General features: G+C 70.2%; 20 protein-coding genes. 16 read left to right on the top strand and 4 right to left on the bottom strand.

Features of this window, described 5'->3' with window-relative positions; genetic code table 11:
• Positions 1 to 5: 5 nt before the first annotated feature.
• A complete protein-coding gene (locus tag ACFYM0_RS21435; RefSeq protein ID WP_388503565.1) occupies positions 6 to 917 on the top strand; it encodes a glutaminase in 912 nt (303 codons plus the stop codon).
• 461 nt (positions 918 to 1,378) lie between these two features.
• Here ACFYM0_RS21435 and ACFYM0_RS21430 read toward each other — a convergent pair whose 3' ends face one another.
• Positions 1,379 to 1,909 carry a GNAT family N-acetyltransferase gene (locus tag ACFYM0_RS21430; protein ID WP_388503562.1) on the bottom strand — a complete coding sequence of 177 codons (531 nt, stop codon included), beginning with the start codon at positions 1,907 to 1,909 and terminating at the stop codon, positions 1,379 to 1,381.
• Positions 1,910 to 2,012: 103 nt separating this feature from the next.
• Between ACFYM0_RS21430 and ACFYM0_RS21425 the strand changes: the two genes are divergently transcribed.
• Positions 2,013 to 3,296 carry a geranylgeranyl reductase family protein gene (locus ACFYM0_RS21425; RefSeq protein ID WP_388503561.1) on the top strand — a complete coding sequence of 428 codons (1,284 nt, stop codon included), beginning with the start codon at positions 2,013 to 2,015 and terminating at the stop codon, positions 3,294 to 3,296.
• Here the strand turns inward: ACFYM0_RS21425 and ACFYM0_RS21420 are convergent.
• Positions 3,262 to 3,606, bottom strand: a complete 345-nt coding sequence (locus tag ACFYM0_RS21420; protein ID WP_388503559.1) for a hypothetical protein — start codon at positions 3,604 to 3,606, stop codon at positions 3,262 to 3,264. The genes ACFYM0_RS21425 and ACFYM0_RS21420 overlap by 35 nt on opposite strands.
• A 188-nt stretch (positions 3,607 to 3,794) precedes the next feature.
• Between ACFYM0_RS21420 and ACFYM0_RS21415 the strand changes: the two genes are divergently transcribed.
• The gene (locus ACFYM0_RS21415; protein WP_388503556.1) at positions 3,795 to 4,811 is read left to right on the top strand and encodes a hypothetical protein; all 1,017 of its coding nucleotides are present in this window, start codon (positions 3,795 to 3,797) and stop codon (positions 4,809 to 4,811) included.
• A gap of 15 nt (positions 4,812 to 4,826) precedes the next feature.
• Here ACFYM0_RS21415 and ACFYM0_RS21410 read toward each other — a convergent pair whose 3' ends face one another.
• Complete coding sequence (locus tag ACFYM0_RS21410; RefSeq protein ID WP_388503554.1) at positions 4,827 to 5,138, bottom strand: hypothetical protein; 312 nt, start codon at positions 5,136 to 5,138, stop codon at positions 4,827 to 4,829.
• A 401-nt stretch (positions 5,139 to 5,539) separates the two neighbouring features.
• Between ACFYM0_RS21410 and ACFYM0_RS21405 the strand changes: the two genes are divergently transcribed.
• Entirely contained in the window at positions 5,540 to 5,953 is a 414-nt protein-coding gene (locus ACFYM0_RS21405) for a hypothetical protein (protein WP_388503551.1), read from the top strand.
• Positions 5,954 to 6,145: 192 nt separating this feature from the next.
• On the opposite strand, the gene ACFYM0_RS21400 is transcribed toward ACFYM0_RS21405, so the two are convergent.
• On the bottom strand, positions 6,146 to 7,012 hold the full coding sequence (locus ACFYM0_RS21400) for a C40 family peptidase (protein WP_388503549.1): 867 nt from the start codon (positions 7,010 to 7,012) through the stop codon (positions 6,146 to 6,148).
• Positions 7,013 to 7,839: 827 nt separating this feature from the next.
• Here ACFYM0_RS21400 and ACFYM0_RS21395 point away from each other — a divergent pair.
• From ACFYM0_RS21395 to nuoL, 12 genes are read left to right on the top strand one after another with little or no spacing between them, the layout of a single operon-like run.
• Positions 7,840 to 8,199: an NADH-quinone oxidoreductase subunit A gene (locus ACFYM0_RS21395; RefSeq protein ID WP_030010013.1), complete on the top strand. Its 360-nt coding sequence runs from the start codon at positions 7,840 to 7,842 to the stop codon at positions 8,197 to 8,199.
• Positions 8,200 to 8,213: 14 nt separating this feature from the next.
• On the top strand, positions 8,214 to 8,768 hold the full coding sequence (locus ACFYM0_RS21390; RefSeq protein ID WP_243339941.1) for an NADH-quinone oxidoreductase subunit B family protein: 555 nt from the start codon (positions 8,214 to 8,216) through the stop codon (positions 8,766 to 8,768).
• Entirely contained in the window at positions 8,765 to 9,505 is a 741-nt protein-coding gene (locus ACFYM0_RS21385) for an NADH-quinone oxidoreductase subunit C (RefSeq protein ID WP_388503546.1), read from the top strand. The genes ACFYM0_RS21390 and ACFYM0_RS21385 overlap by 4 nt, the downstream gene beginning before the upstream one ends.
• The gene (locus ACFYM0_RS21380; RefSeq protein WP_388503543.1) at positions 9,505 to 10,845 is read left to right on the top strand and encodes an NADH-quinone oxidoreductase subunit D; all 1,341 of its coding nucleotides are present in this window, start codon (positions 9,505 to 9,507) and stop codon (positions 10,843 to 10,845) included. Before ACFYM0_RS21385 ends, ACFYM0_RS21380 begins: the two co-directional genes overlap by 1 nt.
• Positions 10,842 to 11,579, top strand: coding sequence for an NADH-quinone oxidoreductase subunit NuoE (gene nuoE, locus ACFYM0_RS21375; protein ID WP_327254425.1), 738 nt, complete (start codon positions 10,842 to 10,844; stop codon positions 11,577 to 11,579). The genes ACFYM0_RS21380 and nuoE overlap by 4 nt, the downstream gene beginning before the upstream one ends.
• Positions 11,579 to 12,928, top strand: a complete 1,350-nt coding sequence (nuoF, locus tag ACFYM0_RS21370) for an NADH-quinone oxidoreductase subunit NuoF (RefSeq protein ID WP_388503540.1) — start codon at positions 11,579 to 11,581, stop codon at positions 12,926 to 12,928. The genes nuoE and nuoF overlap by 1 nt, the downstream gene beginning before the upstream one ends.
• On the top strand, positions 12,925 to 15,432 hold the full coding sequence (locus ACFYM0_RS21365) for an NADH-quinone oxidoreductase subunit G (protein WP_388503537.1): 2,508 nt from the start codon (positions 12,925 to 12,927) through the stop codon (positions 15,430 to 15,432). Before nuoF ends, ACFYM0_RS21365 begins: the two co-directional genes overlap by 4 nt.
• A complete protein-coding gene (nuoH, locus tag ACFYM0_RS21360; protein WP_388503535.1) occupies positions 15,429 to 16,787 on the top strand; it encodes an NADH-quinone oxidoreductase subunit NuoH in 1,359 nt (452 codons plus the stop codon). The genes ACFYM0_RS21365 and nuoH overlap by 4 nt, the downstream gene beginning before the upstream one ends.
• Before the next feature lie 3 nt (positions 16,788 to 16,790).
• A complete protein-coding gene (gene nuoI / locus ACFYM0_RS21355) occupies positions 16,791 to 17,402 on the top strand; it encodes an NADH-quinone oxidoreductase subunit NuoI (protein ID WP_388503533.1) in 612 nt (203 codons plus the stop codon).
• Entirely contained in the window at positions 17,399 to 18,235 is an 837-nt protein-coding gene (locus ACFYM0_RS21350; protein WP_388503532.1) for an NADH-quinone oxidoreductase subunit J, read from the top strand. The genes nuoI and ACFYM0_RS21350 overlap by 4 nt, the downstream gene beginning before the upstream one ends.
• Positions 18,232 to 18,531, top strand: a complete 300-nt coding sequence (gene nuoK, locus ACFYM0_RS21345; protein WP_112449176.1) for an NADH-quinone oxidoreductase subunit NuoK — start codon at positions 18,232 to 18,234, stop codon at positions 18,529 to 18,531. The genes ACFYM0_RS21350 and nuoK overlap by 4 nt, the downstream gene beginning before the upstream one ends.
• A gap of 9 nt (positions 18,532 to 18,540) precedes the next feature.
• On the top strand, positions 18,541 to 20,436 hold the full coding sequence (nuoL, locus tag ACFYM0_RS21340; protein ID WP_388503529.1) for an NADH-quinone oxidoreductase subunit L: 1,896 nt from the start codon (positions 18,541 to 18,543) through the stop codon (positions 20,434 to 20,436).

Below are 20,436 nucleotides of genomic sequence, written 5' to 3'. Positions count from 1 at the left end.
CGGAGATGGACTACCAGGCCCTGCTGGAGCAGGTCGCCACCGACATCGCCCCGCTGATCGGCAGCGGCACCACCGCCGAGTACATTCCGGCGCTGGCGTCCGTCGACCCGCGGCAGTTCGGGATGGCCATCGCCGATCTCGACGGCAACGTGTTCGGGGTGGGGGACTGGCACACGCCGTTCTCCACGCAGTCCATCACCAAGGTCTTCGCGCTGGCCCTCGCGCTCGCCGAGGGCGGCGACAGCCTGTGGGAGCGGGTGGGCCGGGAACCCTCCGGCAACCCGTTCAACTCGCTCGTGCAGCTGGAGTACGAGAACGGCATCCCCCGCAACCCCTTCATCAACGCGGGCGCGCTCGTCGTCACCGACCGGCTCCAGACCCTGACGGGCGACGCGAGCAGCGAACTCCTCGGCTTCCTCCGGGAAGAGAGCCAGAACCCGGACGTCGCCTTCGACGCGGAGGTCGCCGCCTCGGAACAGGAACACGGGGACCGCAACGCGGCCCTGGCCCACTTCATGGCCGCCTACGGGAACATCGACAACCCGGTGCCGACGCTGCTGGAGCACTACTTCTGGCAGTGCTCCATCGAGATGAGCTGTGCCGACCTGGCCCGGGCGGGCCGTTTCCTGGCCCGGCACGGACTGCGCGCGGACGGCTCGCGGCTCCTCACGCGCAGCGAGGCGAAGCAGGTCAACGCGGTGATGCTGACGTGCGGGACGTACGACGCGGCGGGGGAGTTCGCCTACCGGGTGGGCCTGCCGGGCAAGAGCGGCGTGGGCGGCGGCATCGTCGCGGTGGTGCCCGGCGCGTGCACGCTGGCCGCGTGGAGCCCCGGTCTCGACGCCCAGGGCAACTCGGTGGCCGCGGTGGCCGCGCTGGACCGCTTCACGACCCTGACGGGCCTTTCCGTCTTCTGACCCCCGACGCGCCCCACGCGCCGCCGTCCGGGTCGCCGTCCCCGGCGGGTGCGGGTGGTCCTGCCCTGCGGGGTGAGGTCCCCCACCCGCCCTTCCCCCGTTCCCCGGGCCGCGCCCGGGCCCCGGGGGGGGCGGGGGGGGCCCGGCCCCCCCCCCCCCCCCCCGGCGTGGGGCGGGGGGGGGCGGGCACAGCCCCGGGGACCGGCGGAGGCCGGCGGGGGGGGGGGCGCCCCCCGCCGGCCGGCGCCCCCCCCCCCCCCCCCCCCCCCGGCCCCCCGCCGCCCCCCCCCCCCGCGGGGGCGCCCCCCCCCCGCCCCGGCACCCCTCCAGCCCCGCCGGCGTTCGAGGCGCGGGTCCGGGCAGAGCCCGGGGAACGGGCGAAGGGCGGGGAGGGGAACTCCGCCCCGCGCAGCGGAACGCCCGCAGCCGGGGCTACGGGTGGCACGGCTCCGCGTAGCGGGCTAGGACGGGCTCAGGGACAGGGCGTAGCGGCGGGCTTGGCGCTGCCCCCCGGGGCGGGGGATCCGGTCCGTCAGGGTCATGCCCAGCCGCTCCGCCACCGCGATCGAGCGGACGTTCGCATCGTCGATCATCGCCACCACATCCGGAACCCCGGCCCCCCGCACCCGCTCCAACGTCGCCAGCGCAGCGGCATACGCATAGCCCCGCCCCCACGCGGAGCGACCGAGCCTCCAGCCGATCTCGATCTCTCCCACCGGTCCCCACTCCTTCTCCGCCGGCCACGGCTGCGCCCCGGTGAAGCCGATGACCTCACCGTCCGCGTCCAGCAGCGTCCAGAGGCAGAAGCCGAGCCGCGCGTCGTGCATCCGCTGACGCGCGGTGATTTCTTCGTAGAAGGAGAGCTCGGCCGGACCGCCGAGGAACTCCATGACGTCGGGGTCGTGGAAGACCCGGTGCCAGGCGTGCGCGTCCTCGTCCGTGGGCACACGGAGCTGGACGACGGGGAGCGGCCGGGTCGGCGAGGTGGTCACAGGGCAGCCCTTCGGATCGCGATCTCTCTCGCTGCATAGACTGCACGTGTTCTGGTGCCGTTGGGCACTCTTATCGAGTTATCGAGACTTCGGGAGACCCGTCGTGACCGAGCCCCTCTCCGAGCACTCCGCGGACGTGATCGTCGTCGGGGCCGGGCCTGCCGGCTCGACCACTGCTTATTACCTGGCCAAGGCCGGACTCGACGTCCTGCTCCTGGAGAAGACGGCGTTCCCGCGCGAGAAGGTCTGCGGTGACGGCCTGACTCCGCGCGCCACCAAGCAGCTCGTGTCGATGGGCATCGACATCTCCGAAGAGGCCGGCTGGCTGCGCAACAAGGGCCTGCGGATCATCGGCGGCGGCCAGCGGCTCCAGCTGGACTGGCCGGAGCTGGCCTCCTTCCCCGACTACGGACTCGTCCGCAAGCGGGACGACTTCGACGAGACCCTGGCCCGCCAGGCGCAGAAGGCCGGCGCCCGGCTGTACGAGCGCTGCAACGTCGGCGAGCCCGTACGCGATCCCCGTACCGGCCACATCACGGGAGTGACGGCGAAGCTGGGCGAGGAGAAGACCCAGGTCACCTTCAGCGCCCCGCTGGTGGTCGCGGCCGACGGCAACTCCTCGAGGCTCTCCCTGGCGATGGGCCTGCACCGCCGCGAGGACCGCCCGATGGGCGTGGCCGTGCGTACGTACTTCACTTCGCCCCGCCACGACGACGACTACCTGGAGTCCTGGCTGGAGCTCTGGGACCGGCGCGGGGCCGAGGACCGGCTGCTGCCCGGCTACGGCTGGATCTTCGGCATGGGCGACGGCACCTCCAACGTCGGTCTGGGCATCCTCAACTCATCCTCCGCCTTCAAGGAGCTGGACTGGCGCGAGGTCCTCAAGGCCTGGTGCGCCTCGATGCCGGAGGACTGGGGCTACACCCCCGAGAACATGACGCAGCCCATCCGCGGCGCGGCCCTGCCGATGGCCTTCAACCGCCAGCCGCACTACACCAAGGGGCTGTTGCTCGTCGGCGACGCGGGCGGGCTCGTCAACCCGTTCAACGGCGAGGGCATCGCCTATGCGATGGAGTCGGGCCAGATCGCGGCCGACGTCATCGTCCAGGCCCACTCCCGGGCCACTCCGGCCCTGCGCGAACTGACCCTGCACAGCTACCCGAAGGTCCTGAAGGAGACCTACGGCGGCTACTACACGCTGGGCCGCGCCTTCGTGAAGCTCATCGGCAACCCGAAGATCATGAAGGTCGCCGCCCAGCGCGGGCTGAGCCACCCGGTGCTGATGAAGTTCACGCTGAAGATGCTGGCCAACCTCACCGACCCGACGGGCGGCGACGCGATGGACCGCGTCATCAACGGCCTTTCGAAGGTCGCCCCCAAGGCCTGACCTTGATCGGGCGCCCCTCGCGCGGGGTCTCGTACGAGGCCTCGCGCGGGGTCTCGTACGGGGATTCCCGTGCGGGCTCCGCCGTGCCGTGTACCTGGCGGATGCAGCGGGTCAGCAGGACCAGCCCGCAGAGCATCAGGGTGCCCGAGGCCGTCCAGTCCAGGGTGAGCGTCAGGGGGGAGCCGGGCTTCTGCCAGGGGCGGGTGGTGGTCAGCAGCCAGCCGCCGAGGGACAGGAGTCCGAGCCCGGCGGCGGCCGGGGCGGCGGTGGGGCCGGCGCCGGGGGCTTCGTCGGAGGGGCTGGGCGTCACGGATCACCACTTCCTGGGGCGACTCGGGCGTGCTCGCCCCGGCCATCTTGGCAGGGCACGGGCCGTTTCGGCACGGGGTGCCCGCCAGTCGGACGGGCGGGCAAGTTGGTTTCCAGGCAAGAAGTTTGGCTGACCAGCAGGTGAGAAGGCCTTGTCCCGGTACGGGCCGGGCTGTTCAATTCCCGAGAGTGAACAGGTCTTCCACGACGCGCTCCCGTCCGCTCCGTCACCCCGCCCTCCGCTCCGCCTTCCCGGGCGCGGCCCTCCCGGTCGCCGTCCTGCTGGCGTTCGCCCTGGCCGGCTGCTCGGATCCGGACGGCGGTGGCGCGCACGGGGAGCCGGAACTCGGCGAGGTCGCCGTCGCCCCGGCCACCTCCTCGCTCTCGATGCCCCTGGACGCGTACACGGACACCGACGCCGAAACGGTCCGCATGGGGCAGGTGCAGCAGCGGCTGCTCTCGCGGTGCATGGCCCGCTACGGATTCCCGTACGAGGAGGTCAGGCCGTCCGATCCCGCCGGCGCCCAGGGCCCCGAGGGCCGGCACCGGGCGCTCTTCGGTGCGGCCGATCCGGTGTTCGCGGCGGCCCACGGCTACGACATGACCGCGGGCAAGGGGCGGCCCGTGAAGCCCCCGGCCACCCCGCTGAGCGAGAGCGCCACCTTGGTCATGCACGGCGAACGGCCGGGCGGCGGCCAGGGCACCGCGCAGCCCGCGGACGCCGCGAGCGAGGAGGAGGCCGCGCAGGTGGACAGCGGCATCGACTTCGGCGGGCAGAAGGTGCCGCCCGGCGGATGCATACGGGAGGCGTACCGCAAGCTCTACGCGCCGACGAAGGACAGCGTGGACCTGCTGTTCCCGTTCGGGCTGGCCTCGGAGGCGCACGAACGCTCCAAGGACGATTCGCGGGTGGCCGAGGTGCTGAAGAACTGGTCGGCGTGCATGGAGAAGTCCGGGTACACCGGCCTGAAGGACCCCTACGAGGTCGCCCAGAAGCTCGGCCTGGAGGCCGATCCGGGCGGCCCCAAAGCCGTCACCGCGGCAAAGGCCGACGTCGCCTGCAAGCGCGAAGTGAACCTCGTCGGCATCTGGGCGGCGGTGGAGAAGGCGTACCAGGAGCGGCTGGTGGAGGAGCACGCCGAGACCCTCGCGCTCTACAAGAAGCAGCGCGAGGCCCGTTACAAGCTGGCGGCCGGGCTCCTCTGAGCCCGTGCGCGCGGCTCAGGAGGGGCGGGGCATGCAGGCCCGGTACGCGTCGAGGTGGTCCCGCTTGAGCTCCTGCCACTGCTCGGAGGTGCCGCCGTCCTTCTGCTGCACCTCGCCGGTGACCGGATCCGGGTCCGGGTACCAGGAGACGCCCTTGGCCCGCATGCACGCGGAAGCCTCGCGCGCGGAGGCGAGTTCCTGCGGACTCGCCTGGACGGGGGAGGGGGGCGGGAGCAGCGACAGGCAGGCCTGCTGCGCCGGGGGGTACTGCGGGCTCTCCTTCTCCACGAAGTGCGGAGCCCCGTCGTCCCCGTAGGAGATGGTCATTCCGTGCTCCTGCATGCACGTGTAGAACGGCATGTCCGCCGCCGCGATCGAGGGTGTGGCGGTGGGTCCGGCCGTAAGTCCCGGCTTTCCCGCGCCGGAGTTCTTCCCCGGGAGTTCCCCGCCTCCGCATCCGGTCAGTGCGAGGCACAAAAGGAGTGACGAGGATATTTCGCGTACACGCACGAGGCGTTTCCCTTGCGGTCGGCGGAGTGGAAGGGCGCGTTGGTGCGGAGAGGGCCGGAAGGCCGCGGGAGAGCGTAATCGGGTGCCCGCAATACGGACAAGTCCCATACCCGCCATGCCGGTTGTGTCCTGAAAAGCTGGGAAGCCCCTTGCCCTGCGGTGCCCCGGAAGGTTTAATCCCGGCCGGAATCAATTCCCTGAAGATGGAGAAATGTCCCATGAGCAAGGCCCTTAACAAACTCGTCACCGGGTGCGTCGCGGCGGTATCCGTCGGCGCCGTTCTCCTTGTGGCGGCCGGGCCGGCCGCTGCCAACACGGAGCGGAACGGGTATCTGGAAACCAGCGAGTTCGGCCTTTACTACAACTCCTACCAAGGGGGCTGTGTCTTCGACCTGATGTCCTCGGACTGGAACTTCTTCAACAACCTCTTCGTCGGGCCGGAGGGTTGTGAGGGCCGCAACCGGGTGACGAACGACGACACCGCGTCGTACCGCAACCGGGACACCTACACGTGGAAGGTGGCCACCGAGGTGAACCTCACCGGTCTGATCGGTTCGCTCCCGCCGGGCTACGTGGGCAACGCCAGCGTCAACTTCAAGAACAAGATCACCTCGGCCACGTTCCTCGACTGACGGAACGACAGCGAGAGCGGGAGCGGGGGCGGGAGCGGCGCAGGACCGCCTCGGCGGCCGCGGGACGCCCTCGGCGGCCCCAAGGGCCTCCAGGAGCCCCAGGACGGCCGAAAGGCCGGTACTCCACCCCCGAGCGGGGGAGTACCGGCCTTTCGCGCGTCACCGGGAGCGGCCCGGGACTGCGGGGAGATGTCAGAGGACGCGGACGGCGCCCGTCGGCCTGTCGTAGCTCAGGGAGCGCTCGACGATGCCGGTGCTGGGGTTCTGCGCGCCGACGAACTTGCCGCCGCCGACGTAGATGGCGACGTGGTACGCGCTGCCCTTGGAGCCCCAGTACAGGATGTCGCCCGGCTGGAGGGCGCTCAGGGAGACCGAGGTGCCGGCCGAGGACTGCGCCTGCGACATGCGCGGCAGGCTGATGTTGGCCTGGCGGTACGCGGCCTGGACGAGGCCCGAGCAGTCGAACGAGGACGGGCCGGTGCCGCCCATGACGTACGCCTTGCCGACCTGCGCGCGGGCGAAGTTGACGATGGCGGCGGCGGAGCCGGTCACGGGGGCCGTGACGGTGCCCTTGCCCTGCGAGGAGGACCCCGAGGAGGAGGACCCGTTCGACGAGGAGGACCCGGAGGTGTTCTGGATCGGGGTGCGGGCCGTGCTGCGGCTGGCGCGCTCGGCCTCGGCCTTGCGGTCCGCCTCGGCCTTCGCCTTCTTCTCGGCGTCGGCCTTCTCCTGGGCGTCGGCCTTGAGCTGCTTCGCCTCGGCGGCGGCGCCGGTGCGGGCCGTCTCTTCCAGGGCGTTGAGCTCGCCGTCGACGGCGAGGGCGCGGGTGTTCTCGGCGGCCTTGGCCACGGAGGAGGACACCTCGGCGCTCAGGTCCAGGTCGAGGACCGGCATTTCGAGCGTGGTCTCGTGCGCGGGCTCGGCGGAGGGGGTGGCGCTCGCCGTGCCGGCCATGGCCAGGGTGCTGAGGACGCCACCGGCAACTCCGGCGCGGACCGCGAGCTTCGAGGCGCTGCGGCGGGGCTTCCGGTGGCTGGGTATGTGAGCGGTGAGGGACATGGGTACAACCGCTATCAGGGCGCGCCGGTTCCCTTCAAGAAACGTGGTCTGCGCCACAGTTGTGCGCGAAGCGGGCGAACCGGGCGCGTCGTACCTCTTATTGACGCCGTAACGGGCGAATCGGACAGCCCCTCACAAGGCTGTGATCATGGGGTTTCCGCAATAAGTCCGAATTGATCCCGGGCCTACCATCCACCCGGACAGATGGCCAAGCCCCCTTTCGGTACCGCGAATTCCGAGTGGCGCAGGTCACAGAAGCGTCACGCGATGCGGACGCTGTGGCCCTCCTGTGATCGAACCGTGAAGCCGCCGAGGGGTCGGGGACGGGCCGGGGGCGGGCCGGGACCGCGCCGGGACCGCGCCGGGGGTCGTCCCCGGGTCGCTTCCGGGTGACCCCTGCCCCCCTTCTGCCCCGAGTTAGTGAACGCATGCACGCGTCCACTTCCGTCCGCGCGAGGTCCCCCGGCCGGGGGACGCCGATCCCTTTATCATCACGCGCACCACGGTGCCAATTTGCATGCAGTGGCCACGATTTGATAGTGCGGCAGGCCTTCCACCTGCGACGACGGGTGCGGATGTCACCTTTGGTGATCATGTGGATGCTTCACGTATGAAGATCACCACTCATTGGGCTTCATGATCGTTCGTCAGGTGGTGGAGATCACAAACTCGTTGTTGTAACCCGTGTCGCAGATCACAGATGGGCGGGCATAAGATGCGCACCAGTCCGGCTTGTGAACTGCCTCACATGCGAGACGTGGGAGGCGGGGCGCGCGGCGCCGGAGCAGCGGTCCAACGGTCAAGGACGACTGGAAGGAGCGAGGAGCGTGAATGCGTACGCGCCCATCCTCGTGCTCGGCGCCCTCGGCGCAGGGTTTGCGATCTTCTCCGTGGTCATGGCCACGCTGATCGGCCCAAAACGGTACAACCGGGCAAAACTTGAAGCTTACGAGTGCGGCATCGAGCCCACTCCCATGCCGGCCGGCGGCGGCCGCTTCCCCATCAAGTACTACCTGACGGCGATGCTCTTCATCGTCTTCGACATCGAGGTTGTCTTCCTCTACCCCTGGGCGGTCACCTTCGACTCGCTGGGGATCTTCGGGCTCGTCGAGATGCTCCTCTTCGTGCTCACCGTCTTCGTCGCCTACGCCTACGTGTGGCGCCGCGGCGGCCTGGAATGGGACTGAGGGGCTGAATTTCCATGGGACTGGAAGAGAAGCTGCCGAGCGGCTTTCTGCTGACCACCGTCGAACAGGCCGCGGGATGGGTGCGCAAGGCGTCCGTCTTCCCGGCCACCTTCGGCCTGGCTTGCTGCGCCATCGAGATGATGACCACCGGAGCGGGCCGGTACGACCTGGCGCGCTTCGGCATGGAGGTCTTCCGCGGATCCCCGCGCCAGGCCGACCTGATGATCGTGGCGGGCCGGGTCAGCCAGAAGATGGCGCCGGTGCTGCGGCAGGTGTACGACCAGATGCCCGCTCCCAAGTGGGTCATCTCTATGGGTGTTTGTGCGTCTTCGGGCGGAATGTTCAACAATTACGCGATCGTCCAGGGCGTCGACCACATCGTGCCCGTGGACATCTACCTGCCCGGCTGCCCGCCCCGCCCCGAGATGCTGCTCGACGCGATCCTCAAGCTCCACCAGAAGATCCAGGGCGGCAAGCTCGGCGTGAACCGGGAAGAGGCGGCCCGCGAGGCGGAGGAGGCGGCCCTCAAGGCGCTCCCCACCATTGAGATGAAGGGGCTCCTGCGGTGAGCGAGGACCCGGCCGTGCAGAACGGCCCCCAAGCCGGCAACGGCGACAACGTGCCCGCGCCCCGGGGCGCGGCCGGCCCCGAGGTGATCGGCGTCCGCAAGGGCATGTTCGGCGCCGACAACGGCGGCGACACCAGCGGCTACGGCGGCCTCGTCCGCACCGTGGCCCTGCCGGGCGCGAGCGCCCGCCCGTACGGCTCGTACTTCGACGAGGTCGTCGACGAGCTCGAAGGGGCGCTGGAGGAGCAGGACCTGGTCCCGGAGAACGCGATCGAGAAGGTCGTCGTGGACCGGGCGGAGCTGACCCTCCACATCGCGCGCGAGCACCTCCTCCTCGTCGCGAAGACCCTGCGCGACGACCCGGCCCTGCGCTTCGAGCTCTGCACCGGGGTCAGCGGGGTGCACTTCCCCGACGACAAGGGCCGCGAGCTGCACGCCGTCTACCACCTGCGCTCGCTCACCCACGGCCGGATCGTGCGGCTGGAGGTCACCGCTCCGGACGCCGACCCGCACGTCCCCTCGATCGTCTCCGTCTACCCGACGAACGACTGGCACGAGCGCGAGACGTACGACTTCTTCGGCCTGGTCTTCGACGGGCACCCGGCCCTCACCCGGATCATGATGCCGGACGACTGGCAGGGCTTCCCGCAGCGCAAGGACTACCCGCTCGGCGGCATCGCCATCGAGTACAAGGGCGCCCAGATCCCGGCTCCCGACCAGCGGAGGTCGTACAGCTGATGTCCACTTCGAACCACGCCTCCGCCGACCACGCTTCGGCGCGCGAAACCACCGAGGGCACCGTCTACACCGTCACCGGCGGCGACTGGGACGAGATCGTCCAGTCGGCGGCCCGCGCGGACGACGAGCGGATCGTCGTCAACATGGGCCCCCAGCACCCCTCCACCCACGGAGTGCTCCGCCTGATCCTGGAGATCGACGGAGAGACGGTCACCGAGGCCCGCTGCGGCATCGGCTACCTCCACACCGGCATCGAGAAGAACCTCGAGTACCGGAACTGGACGCAGGGCACCACCTTCGTCACGCGCATGGACTACCTGACGCCGTTCTTCAACGAGACGGCGTACTGCCTGGGCGTCGAGAAGCTGCTCGGCATCACCGATCAGATCCCGGACCGCGCCTCCGTCATCCGCGTCCTGCTGATGGAGCTCAACCGGCTCTCCTCCCACCTGGTGTGCATCGCCACCGGCGGCATGGAGCTGGGCGCGACCACGATCATGATCTACGGGTTCCGCGACCGCGAGCTGATCCTCGACGTGTTCGAGCTGATCACCGGCCTGCGCATGAACCACGCGTTCATCCGCCCCGGCGGACTCGCGCAGGACCTGCCCCCGGGCGCCGTGGACCAGCTCCGCGATTTCGTGAAGACCATGAAGAAGAACCTGCCGGAGTACGACAGCCTCGCCACCGGCAACCCCATCTTCAAGGCCCGCATGCAGGACGTCGGCTACCTCGACCTCACCGGCTGCATGGCGCTCGGCGCCACCGGCCCGGTCCTGCGCTCCGCCGGCCTCCCGCACGACCTGCGCAAGACGGACCCGTACTGCGGCTACGAGAACTACGAGTTCGACGTGCCGACCACGGAGTCCTGCGACTCCTACGGGCGGTTCCTGATCCGCCTGGAGGAGATGCGCCAGTCCCTGCGGATCGTCGAGCAGTGCCTGGACCGGCTGGAGCCGGGTCCCGTCATGGTCGCCGACAAGAAGATCGCCTGGCCGGCGCAGCTCGCCATGGGCCCCGACGGCCTCGGCAACTCGCTCGACCACATCAAGCAGATCATGGGCACCTCCATGGAGTCCCTCATCCACCACTTCAAGCTGGTGACCGAGGGCTTCCGGGTACCGGCCGGCCAGGCCTACGCGGCCGTGGAGTCGCCCAAGGGCGAGCTCGGCGTGCACGTCGTCTCCGACGGCGGCACCCGCCCCTACCGGGTCCACTTCCGCGACCCGTCCTTCACCAACCTGCAGGCCATGGCGGCGATGTGCGAGGGCGGCCAGATCGCCGACGTCATCGTGGCCGTCGCCTCCATCGACCCCGTGATGGGAGGCGTCGACCGATGACCGACATCTCGCTGGGCATGCCCCGGCTGCCGGCCCCGGACTACCCGGCCGAGGTGCGCGAGCGGCTCGCCGCCGACGCCGCCGAGGTCATCGCCCGCTACCCCGACAGCCGTTCCGCACTGCTGCCGCTGCTCCACCTCATCCAGTCGGAGGAGGGTTACGTCTCGCGCACCGGCATCCGGTTCTGCGCCGACGTGCTGGGGCTGACGACCGCCGAGGTCACGGCCGTGGCGACCTTCTACACGATGTACCGGCGCAAGCCCTCCGGGGACTACCAGGTCGGCGTCTGCACGAACACCCTGTGCGCGGTCATGGGCGGCGACGCCATCTTCGAGGAGCTCAAGGAGCACCTCGGGGTCGGCAACAACGAGACCACCCCCGACGGCAAGGTCACCCTCGAGCACATCGAGTGCAACGCGGCCTGCGACTACGCCCCCGTGGTGATGGTCAACTGGGAGTTCTTCGACAACCAGACCCCCGAGTCCGCCAAGGCCATGGTGGACGACCTGCTGGCCGGCCGCACCGTCGAGCCGACCCGGGGCGCGCCGCTGTGCTCGTACAAGGAGACCGCGCGGATCCTGGCGGGCTTCCCCGACGAGCGCGAGGGCGCGGTCGAGGCCAGCGGCGGCGCCGGTCACGCGTCGCTGATCGGCCTGCGCATCGCGCGCGGCGAAGCCCCGCACACCCCGATCGTGCACCCGCGCGGCGAGGCCACCATCGAGGGAGGGGAGTGATGACCGTGTCCACCGAACTGAGTAAGAACGGAACGAGTCCGGAGAAGCTCCTCGCGCCCGTCCTGTCGGCGTTCTGGGACGAGCCGCGGTCGTGGACGCTGGAGACCTACCGGCGCCACGAGGGGTACGAGGGCCTGCGCAAGGCGCTCGCCATGACCCCCGACGACCTCATCGCCTACGTGAAGGACTCGGGCCTGCGCGGACGCGGCGGCGCGGGCTTCCCCACCGGAATGAAGTGGCAGTTCATCCCTCAGGGCGACGGCAAGCCGCACTACCTCGTCGTGAACGCGGACGAGTCGGAGCCGGGAACCTGCAAGGACATCCCCCTGCTCTTCGCCAACCCGCACTCCCTCATCGAGGGAATGATCATCGCCTGCTACGCGATCCGCTCGGAGCACGCCTTCATCTACCTGCGCGGCGAGACCGTGCCGGTGCTGCGGCGCCTGCACGAGGCGGTGCGCGAGGCGTACGAGGCGGGCTACCTCGGCGAGAACATCCTCGGGAGCGGGCTGAAGCTCGACATCACCGTGCACGCGGGCGCGGGCGCCTACATCTGCGGCGAGGAAACGGCCCTCCTGGACTCCCTCGAAGGCCGGCGCGGCCAGCCCCGGCTGCGTCCCCCCTTCCCCGCGGTCGAGGGGCTCTACGCCTGCCCCACCGTGGTGAACAACGTGGAGTCCATCGCCTCGGTTCCCGCGATCCTGAACAAGGGCAAGGACTGGTTCAAGTCGATGGGGACCGAGAAGTCCCCCGGCTTCACCCTGTACTCGCTCTCCGGGCACGTCGTCGGCCCCGGCCAGTACGAGGCCCCGCTCGGCATCACCCTGCGCCAGCTCCTCGACATGAGCGGCGGCATGCGCCCCGGGCACCGGCTGAAGTTCTGGACCCCGGGCGGCTCCTCCACCCCGATGTTCACCGAGGAGCACCTCGACGTCCCCCTCGACTACGAGGGCGTCGGCGCGGCCGGCTCCATGCTGGGCACCAAGGCCCTGCAGTGCTTCGACGAGACGACCTGCGTGGTGCGGGCGGTGACCCGCTGGACCGAGTTCTACGCCCACGAGTCCTGCGGCAAGTGCACGCCCTGCCGCGAAGGCACGTACTGGCTCGTCCAGTTGCTCCGCGACATCGAAGCGGGCAAGGGGGTCATGTCGGACCTGGACAAGCTGAACGACATCGCCGACAACATCAACGGCAAGTCGTTCTGCGCGCTCGGCGACGGCGCCGCCAGCCCCATCTTCTCCTCGCTCAAGTACTTCCGCGCGGAGTACGAGCAGCACATCACGGGCAAGGCCTGCCCCTTCGACCCCAAGAAGTCGACCCTCTGGGCCGACACGGAGGTGACCGCATGACCGTGACCACAACAGCGGCCTCCGGCGGCGGGGAAGCGGCGGTTCCCCCCGTGGACCACATCTCCCTGACCATCGACGGCATCGAACTGTCGGTGCCCAAGGGAACCCTGGTCATCCGGGCCGCCGAACAGCTCGGCATCGAGATCCCCCGGTTCTGCGACCACCCCCTCCTCTCCCCGGCCGGCGCCTGCCGCCAGTGCATCGTCGAGGTCGAGGGCCAGCGCAAGCCGATGGCCTCCTGCACCATCACCTGCACCGACGGCATGGTCGTCAAGACCCAGCTGACCTCACCGGTCGCCGACAAGGCCCAGCGCGGGGTGATGGAGCTGCTGCTCATCAACCACCCGCTGGACTGCCCCGTCTGCGACAAGGGCGGCGAGTGCCCGCTGCAGAACCAGGCGATGTCCCACGGCAACGCCGAATCGCGGTTCGAGGGCAAGAAGCGCACCTACGAGAAGCCGGTCCCGATCTCCACGCAGGTGCTGCTGGACCGCGAGCGGTGCGTGCTGTGCGCGCGCTGCACCCGCTTCTCCAACGAGATCGCCGGCGACCCGATGATCGAACTCCTGGAGCGCGGCGCGCTCCAGCAGGTCGGCACCGGCGAGGACGACCCCTTCGAGTCGTACTTCTCCGGCAACACCATCCAGATCTGCCCGGTCGGCGCCCTCACTTCGGCCGCCTACCGGTTCCGCTCCCGCCCCTTCGACCTCGTCTCCTCCCCGAGCGTGTGCGAGCACTGCGCGGGCGGCTGCGCGACGCGCACCGACCACCGCCGCGGCAAGGTGCTGCGCCGGATGGCCGCGGAGGACCCCGAGGTCAACGAGGAGTGGATCTGCGACAAGGGCCGCTTCGGGTTCCGCTACGCGCAGCGCCCCGACCGGCTCACCACCCCGCTGGTCCGCGGCACCGACGGGGTCCTGGCCCCGGCGAGCTGGCCCGAGGCCCTGGAGGCCGCGGCCACCGGGCTGGCCGCCGCGCGCGGCCGGGCCGGAGTCCTGACCGGCGGACGCCTCACCGTCGAGGACGCCTACGCGTACGCCAAGTTCGCCCGGGTCGTGCTCGACACCAACGACATCGACTTCCGGGCCCGGGTGCACAGCGCGGAGGAGACCGAGTTCCTGGCCGCCACCGTGGCCGGCACCGGCAAGGACCTCGACGGGCGCGGCGTCACCAACACCTCGCTGGAGGCGGCCCCGGCCGTGCTCCTCGTCGGCATCGAGGCCGAGGAGGAAGCCCCCGGGGTCTTCCTGAGGCTGCGCAAGGCCCACCGCAAGCACAAGCAGCGGACCTTCGCCCTCGCCCCGTTCGCCACGCGCGGCCTGGAGAAGGCGGGCGGCACCCTGCTGGCCGCCGCCCCCGGCACCGAGCCCGAGTGGCTGAACGCCCTGGCCTCCGACACCGGCCTGGAGGACGGCGGCCAGGCCGCCTCCGACGCGCTGCGCCTGCCCGGCGCGGTCATCGTCGTGGGGGAGCGCCTCGCGGGCGTGCCCGGCGCGCTGACCGCGGCCGTACGGGTCGCGGGCGCCACCGGCGCCACCCTGGTGTGGATCCCGCGCCGGGCCGGAGAGCGGGCCGCCGTCGAGGCGGGCGCGCTGCCGTCCCTGCTGCCGGGCGCCCGCCCCGCCACCGACCCGCGGGCGCGCGACGAGGTCGCCGCCGCCTGGGGCCTGGACGAGCTGCCGCACCGCTACGGCCGCGACACCGGCCAGATCGTCGAGGCCGCCGCCACCCGGGAGCTCTCCGCCCTGCTGGTCGCGGGCGTCGAGCTCGCCGACCTGCCGGACCCGGCCCGCGCCAGGACCGCGCTCCAGGAGGCCTTCGTGGTCTCCCTGGAACTGCGGCCCAGCGAGGTCACCGACCACGCGGACGTGGTCTTCCCCGTCGCGGCCGTCGCCGAGAAGCCGGGCGCGTTCATCAACTGGGAGGGCAGGGTCCGGCCGTTCGAGGCGGCGCTCAAGCCCGAGCAGATGACCCGGCGCCTGGCCCCCGCCGACTCCCGCGTGCTGCACATGCTGGCCGACGCGGCCGACCGGCCGATCGCGCTGCCCGACGTACACGCCGTACGGCAGGAGATCGACCGGCTCGGCCCGTGGGCCGGGGAGCGCGCCGCCGGACAGTCCGGAGACAGGGAGCTGCTGCCCCGTCCCGGCACGGGCGAGGCCGTCCTCGCGGGCCACCGGCTCCTCCTCGACCAGGGGCTCCTGCAGGACGGCGACGAGGCCCTGGCCGGCACCCGGCACGAGGCCAGCGCCCGCCTGTCGGCCGCCACGGCCGCCGAGACCGGCGTCAAGAACGGCGACGTCCTCGCGGTGACCGGCCCCGCCGGCTCCGTGGAACTGCCGCTGCGCGTCACCGAGATGCCCGACCGGGTGGTCTGGCTCCCGATGAACTCCACCGGCTCCGGGGTCCTCGCCGACACCGGAGCACGCCCGGGGGCCCTGGTCCGCATCGGCCCGGCCACCCCCGCCGACACCAGCGACTCCCCTGCGGAGGTGGGCGCGTGAACACCGTTCAGATCGCCGCCGAAGACCTCTCCCTGTTCGGCAGGGACGTCTGGTGGCTCGTCGTCGTCAAGGCGGTGTTCTGCTTCGCCTTCCTGATGGTGACCGTGCTCTTCTCCATCGTGTGGGAGCGCAAGGTCGTCGCCTGGATGCAGCTGCGCATCGGCCCCAACCGGCACGGCCCCTGGGGCATGCTCCAGTCGCTCGCCGACGGCGTGAAGCTGATGCTCAAGGAAGACCTGATCGTCAAGCGGGCCGACAAGGTCGTCTACGTCCTGGCCCCGATCATCGCGGCGATCCCGGCCTTCATGGCCATCGCGGTGATCCCCTTCGGCCCCTCGGGCAACGAGGTCTCCATCTTCGGCCAGCGCACCACGATGCAGCTGACCGACCTGCCCATCGCGATGCTCTACATCCTCGCGGTGGCCTCGGTCGGCATCTACGGCATCGTCCTCGCGGGCTGGTCCTCGGGCTCCACGTACCCGCTGCTGGGCGGCCTGCGCTCCTGCGCGCAGATGATCTCGTACGAGATCGCGATGGGCGCGGCCTTCGCCTCGGTCTTCCTCTACTCCGGGTCGATGTCGACCTCGGCGATCGTCGAAGCCCAGGCGGACCGCTGGTACATCATCCTGCTGCCGGTCTCCTTCATCATCTACGTCATCACGATGGTCGGCGAGACGAACCGCGCCCCCTTCGACATGCCGGAGTCCGAGGGCGACCTGGTCGGCGGCTTCAACACCGAGTACTCCTCCATCAAGTTCGCGCTGTTCATGCTCGCCGAGTACGTCAACATGGTCACCGTCTCCGCGGTCTCGGTCACCCTCTTCCTGGGCGGCTGGCGGGCCCCGGCGCCGATCTCCACGTACTGGGAGGGCGCGAACCACGGCTGGTGGCCGATGCTCTGGTTCGTCCTGAAGGTCCAGCTGCTGCTGTTCTTCTTCATCTGGCTCCGCGGCACGCTCCCACGCGTGCGCTACGACCAGCTGATGAAGCTCGGCTGGAAGGTGCTGATCCCGGTCTCCGTGGTGTGGCTGATGCTGGTCGCCACCGTCCGGGCGCTGCGCAACGAGAACTACGACTTCCAGGAGATCGTGCTCTACGTCGGCGGCGGGGTCATCGCGCTCCTGCTGCTGTCCTTCGTCGCGGACCTGTTCCGCGACAAGAAGGAGAAGACGGCCCTCGCGGACGCCGAACTGGCCGCGGCCGCCGAGCCCTTCGACCCCCTGGCGGGCGGGTTCCCCGTACCGCCCAAGCCCGGCCAGCACCTGGCACCCGTACCGCGCAGGCGGCCCCGCAGTGAGCGGGAGCTCATTGTCAGTGGCGCGGCGAATACTGACAGTGACCGAGAGGAGGGTTGAGAGATGTCTGACAAGTCTGACGCCGAGCAGGGCGAGAAGTGGCAGAATCCGGTGGCCGGCTTCGGCGTGACCTTCAAGGCCATGTTCAAGAAGCGCCTCACCGAGCAGTACCCGGAGCAGGAAAAGACCACGGCACCGCGCTTCCACGGGCGGCACCAGCTCAACCGCCACCCGGACGGTCTGGAGAAGTGCATCGGGTGCGAGCTGTGCGCCTGGGCCTGTCCCGCCGACGCGATCTACGTCGAGGGCGCGGACAACACCGAGGAGGAGCGCTACTCCCCGGGTGAGCGGTACGGCCGGGTCTACCAGATCAACTACGCCCGCTGCATCCTGTGCGGGCTGTGCGTGGAGGCGTGCCCCACCCGGGCGCTGACCATGACGAACGAGTTCGAACTGGCCGATTCCAGCCGCGAAGCGCTCATCTACACCAAGGAGCAGCTGCTCTCCGGGCTGACCGAGGGCATGGTCGAGGCACCGCACTCGATCTTCCCCGGCGCCGATGACACGGACTACTACCGCGGGCTGGTGACCGGGGCGGCTCCCGGCACGGTCCGCCAGGTGGCCGTCTCCAAGGGCGAGGCCGCGGACAACAGCTCCGAGGGGGTGGGGGCATGAGCGCCCTCGCCGCAGCCGCCACGCTCACCTCCACCGGTGAGGCGGCCCAGTTCTGGATCCTCGGCACGGTCGCCGTCCTCGGCGCGCTGGCCACGATCCTGATGAAGAAGTCCGTGCACAGCGCGCTGAGCCTGGCCGGGACGATGATCATCCTGGCGGTCTTCTACCTCGCCAACGGGGCGTACTTCCTCGGCATCGTCCAGGTCGTCGTCTACACCGGCGCGATCATGATGCTCTTCCTCTTCGTCGTCATGCTCGTCGGCGTCACCGCCGCGGACTCGCTGACCGAGACCATCAAGGGACAGCGCTGGCTGGCCGTCCTGTGCGGCCTCGGCTTCGGCATCCTGCTGATCGCCGGCATCGCCAACGCCCGGCTCACCCACTTCAACGGACTCGGCCGGATCAACTCCGGCGGGCACGTCGAGGGCCTGGCCACGCTGATCTTCACCAAGTACGTGTTCGCCTTCGAGATCACCGGCGCCCTGCTGATCACGGCGGCCGTCGGCGCGATGGTGCTCACCCACCGCGAGCGCACCGAGCGGGCCGCCACCCAGCGCGAGCTCGCCGAGCGCCGCGTACGCGAGGGCGTCCAGCTCCCGCCGCTGCCCGCACCCGGCGTCTACGCCCGGCACAACGCCGTGGACGTCGCGGGCCTGCTGCCGGACGGCACCCCCTCCGAGCTCACCGTCAACCAGACGCTGCGCGCCCGCGGCCAGATCAGGGACGTCTCCGGCAAGGCCCTGGACGACCTGAAGGCCCTGGAGCAGCGGTCGTCCGAGCGGCTCGGCCGCGACGCCCTCGGCCACGACGCCCGTGAGGAGGCCTCGAAGTGAACCCGGTCAATTACCTGTACCTGTCCGCGCTGCTGTTCACCATCGGGGCGGCGGGAGTCCTGATCCGGAAGAACGCGATCGTGCTGTTCATGTGCGTGGAGCTCATGCTCAACGCCTGCAACCTCGCCTTCGTGACCTTCTCCCGGATGCACGGCAACCTCGACGGCCAGATCATCGCGTTCTTCACGATGGTCGTCGCCGCCGCCGAGGTCGTGGTGGGCCTCGCGATCATCGTGTCGCTGTTCCGTACCCGCCACTCGGCCTCGGTCGACGACGCCAGCCTGATGAAGCTGTAAGGGGTCGCTGTGGAGAACATGATCGCGCTGCTGGTAGCGGCGCCCCTGCTCGGAGCGGTGGTGCTGCTCTGCGGCGGCCGCCGTCTCGACAAGACCGGCCACTGGATCGGCACCCTGCTCGCCGCCGTCTCCTTCGGCATCGGCCTCACCCTCTTCGCCGACATGCTCGGCAAGACCGCCGAGGACCGGACCTTCCACCAGCGGCTGTTCAGCTGGATCCCGGTGGAGGGCTTCCAGGCCGACGTCGGCTTCCAGCTCGACCAGCTGTCGATGACCTTCGTCCTGCTGATCTCCGGGGTGGGCACGCTCATCCACGTGTACTCCATCGGGTACATGGAGCACGACGAGCGCCGCCGCCGCTTCTTCGGCTACCTCAACCTCTTCGTCGCCGCGATGCTGCTCCTGGTCATCGCCGACAACTACCTCCTGCTGTACGTCGGCTGGGAGGGCGTGGGCCTCGCCTCGTACCTCCTCATCGGCTTCTGGCAGCACAAGCCCAGCGCGGCCACCGCCGCGAAGAAGGCCTTCCTGGTCAACCGGGTCGGCGACATGGGCCTTTCGATCGCCATCATGCTGATGTTCACCACCTTCGGAACCTTCGCCTTCGGCCCGGTCCTCGGCTCGGTGTCCGAGGCCGGCGAGGGCAAGCTGACGGCGATCGCCCTGATGCTGCTGCTCGCCGCCTGCGGCAAGTCGGCCCAGGTGCCGCTGCAGTCCTGGCTCGGCGACGCGATGGAGGGCCCGACCCCGGTCTCGGCCCTCATCCACGCGGCGACCATGGTCACCGCCGGCGTCTACCTGATCGTCCGCTCGGGCGCCATCTTCAACGGGGCGCCGGACGCGCAGACCGCGGTGGTCGTGGTCGGCGCCGTCACGCTCCTCTTCGGTGCGATCGTCGGTTGCGCGAAGGACGACATCAAGAAGGCCCTCGCGGGCTCGACGATGTCGCAGATCGGCTACATGATCCTGGCGGCGGGCCTCGGCCCCATCGGGTACGTGTTCGCGATCATGCACCTGGTCACGCACGGGTTCTTCAAGGCGGGCCTCTTCCTCGGCGCCGGTTCCGTGATGCACGGGATGAACGACGAGGTCGACATGCGCAAGTACGGCGGCCTGCGGAAGTACATGCCGGTCACCTTCATCACCTTCGGCCTCGGCTACCTCGCCATCATCGGCTTCCCGGGCCTGTCGGGCTTCTTCTCCAAGGACCTGATCATCGAGGCCGCCTTCGCGAAGGGCGGCACCCAGGGCTGGATCCTCGGCGGGGTGACCCTGCTGGGCGCGGCGATCACCGCCTTCTACATGACCCGGGTCATGCTCCTCACCTTCTTCGGCGAGAAGCGCTGGCAGCCCGACGCGGAGGGCCACGCCCCGCACCCGCACGAGTCCCCGAAGTCCATGACCATCCCGATGATCATCCTGGCCTTCGGCTCGGTCTTCGCGGGCGGGTTCTTCGGGATCGGCGACCGCTTCCTGAAGTGGCTGGAGCCCGTCACCGGACACCAGCACGGGCACCCGCCGATCAGCGCCATGACGGTCACCGCGGCCACGATGGTGGTCCTCGTCATCGGCGTCGCCATCGCCTGGGTGATGTACGGCAAGAAGCCCGTCCCGGTCGTCGCCCCGCGCGGCTCGCTCCTCACCCGGGCGGCCCGACGGGACCTCTACCAGGACGACTTCAACCACGTGGTCCTGGTCCGCGGCGGGGAGCACCTGACCCGCTCCCTCGTCTACGTCGACCACAGCCTGGTCGACGGCGTGGTCAACGGGACGGCCGCCGGAGTCGGCGGGCTGTCGGGCCGGCTGCGCAAGCTGCAGAACGGCTACGCCCGCAGCTACGCGGTCTCGATGTTCGGGGGCACGGCGATCCTGATCGCCGCGACCCTGCTGATGAGGGCGGTGTGA

The organism is Streptomyces sp. NPDC006487, from assembly GCF_042870555.1.
In the GTDB taxonomy this organism is placed as follows: Bacteria; Actinomycetota; Actinomycetes; order Streptomycetales; family Streptomycetaceae; genus Streptomyces.
Note: the sequence above shows the minus strand (reverse complement) of the source record. Positions and strands in the feature narration are given on the sequence as shown.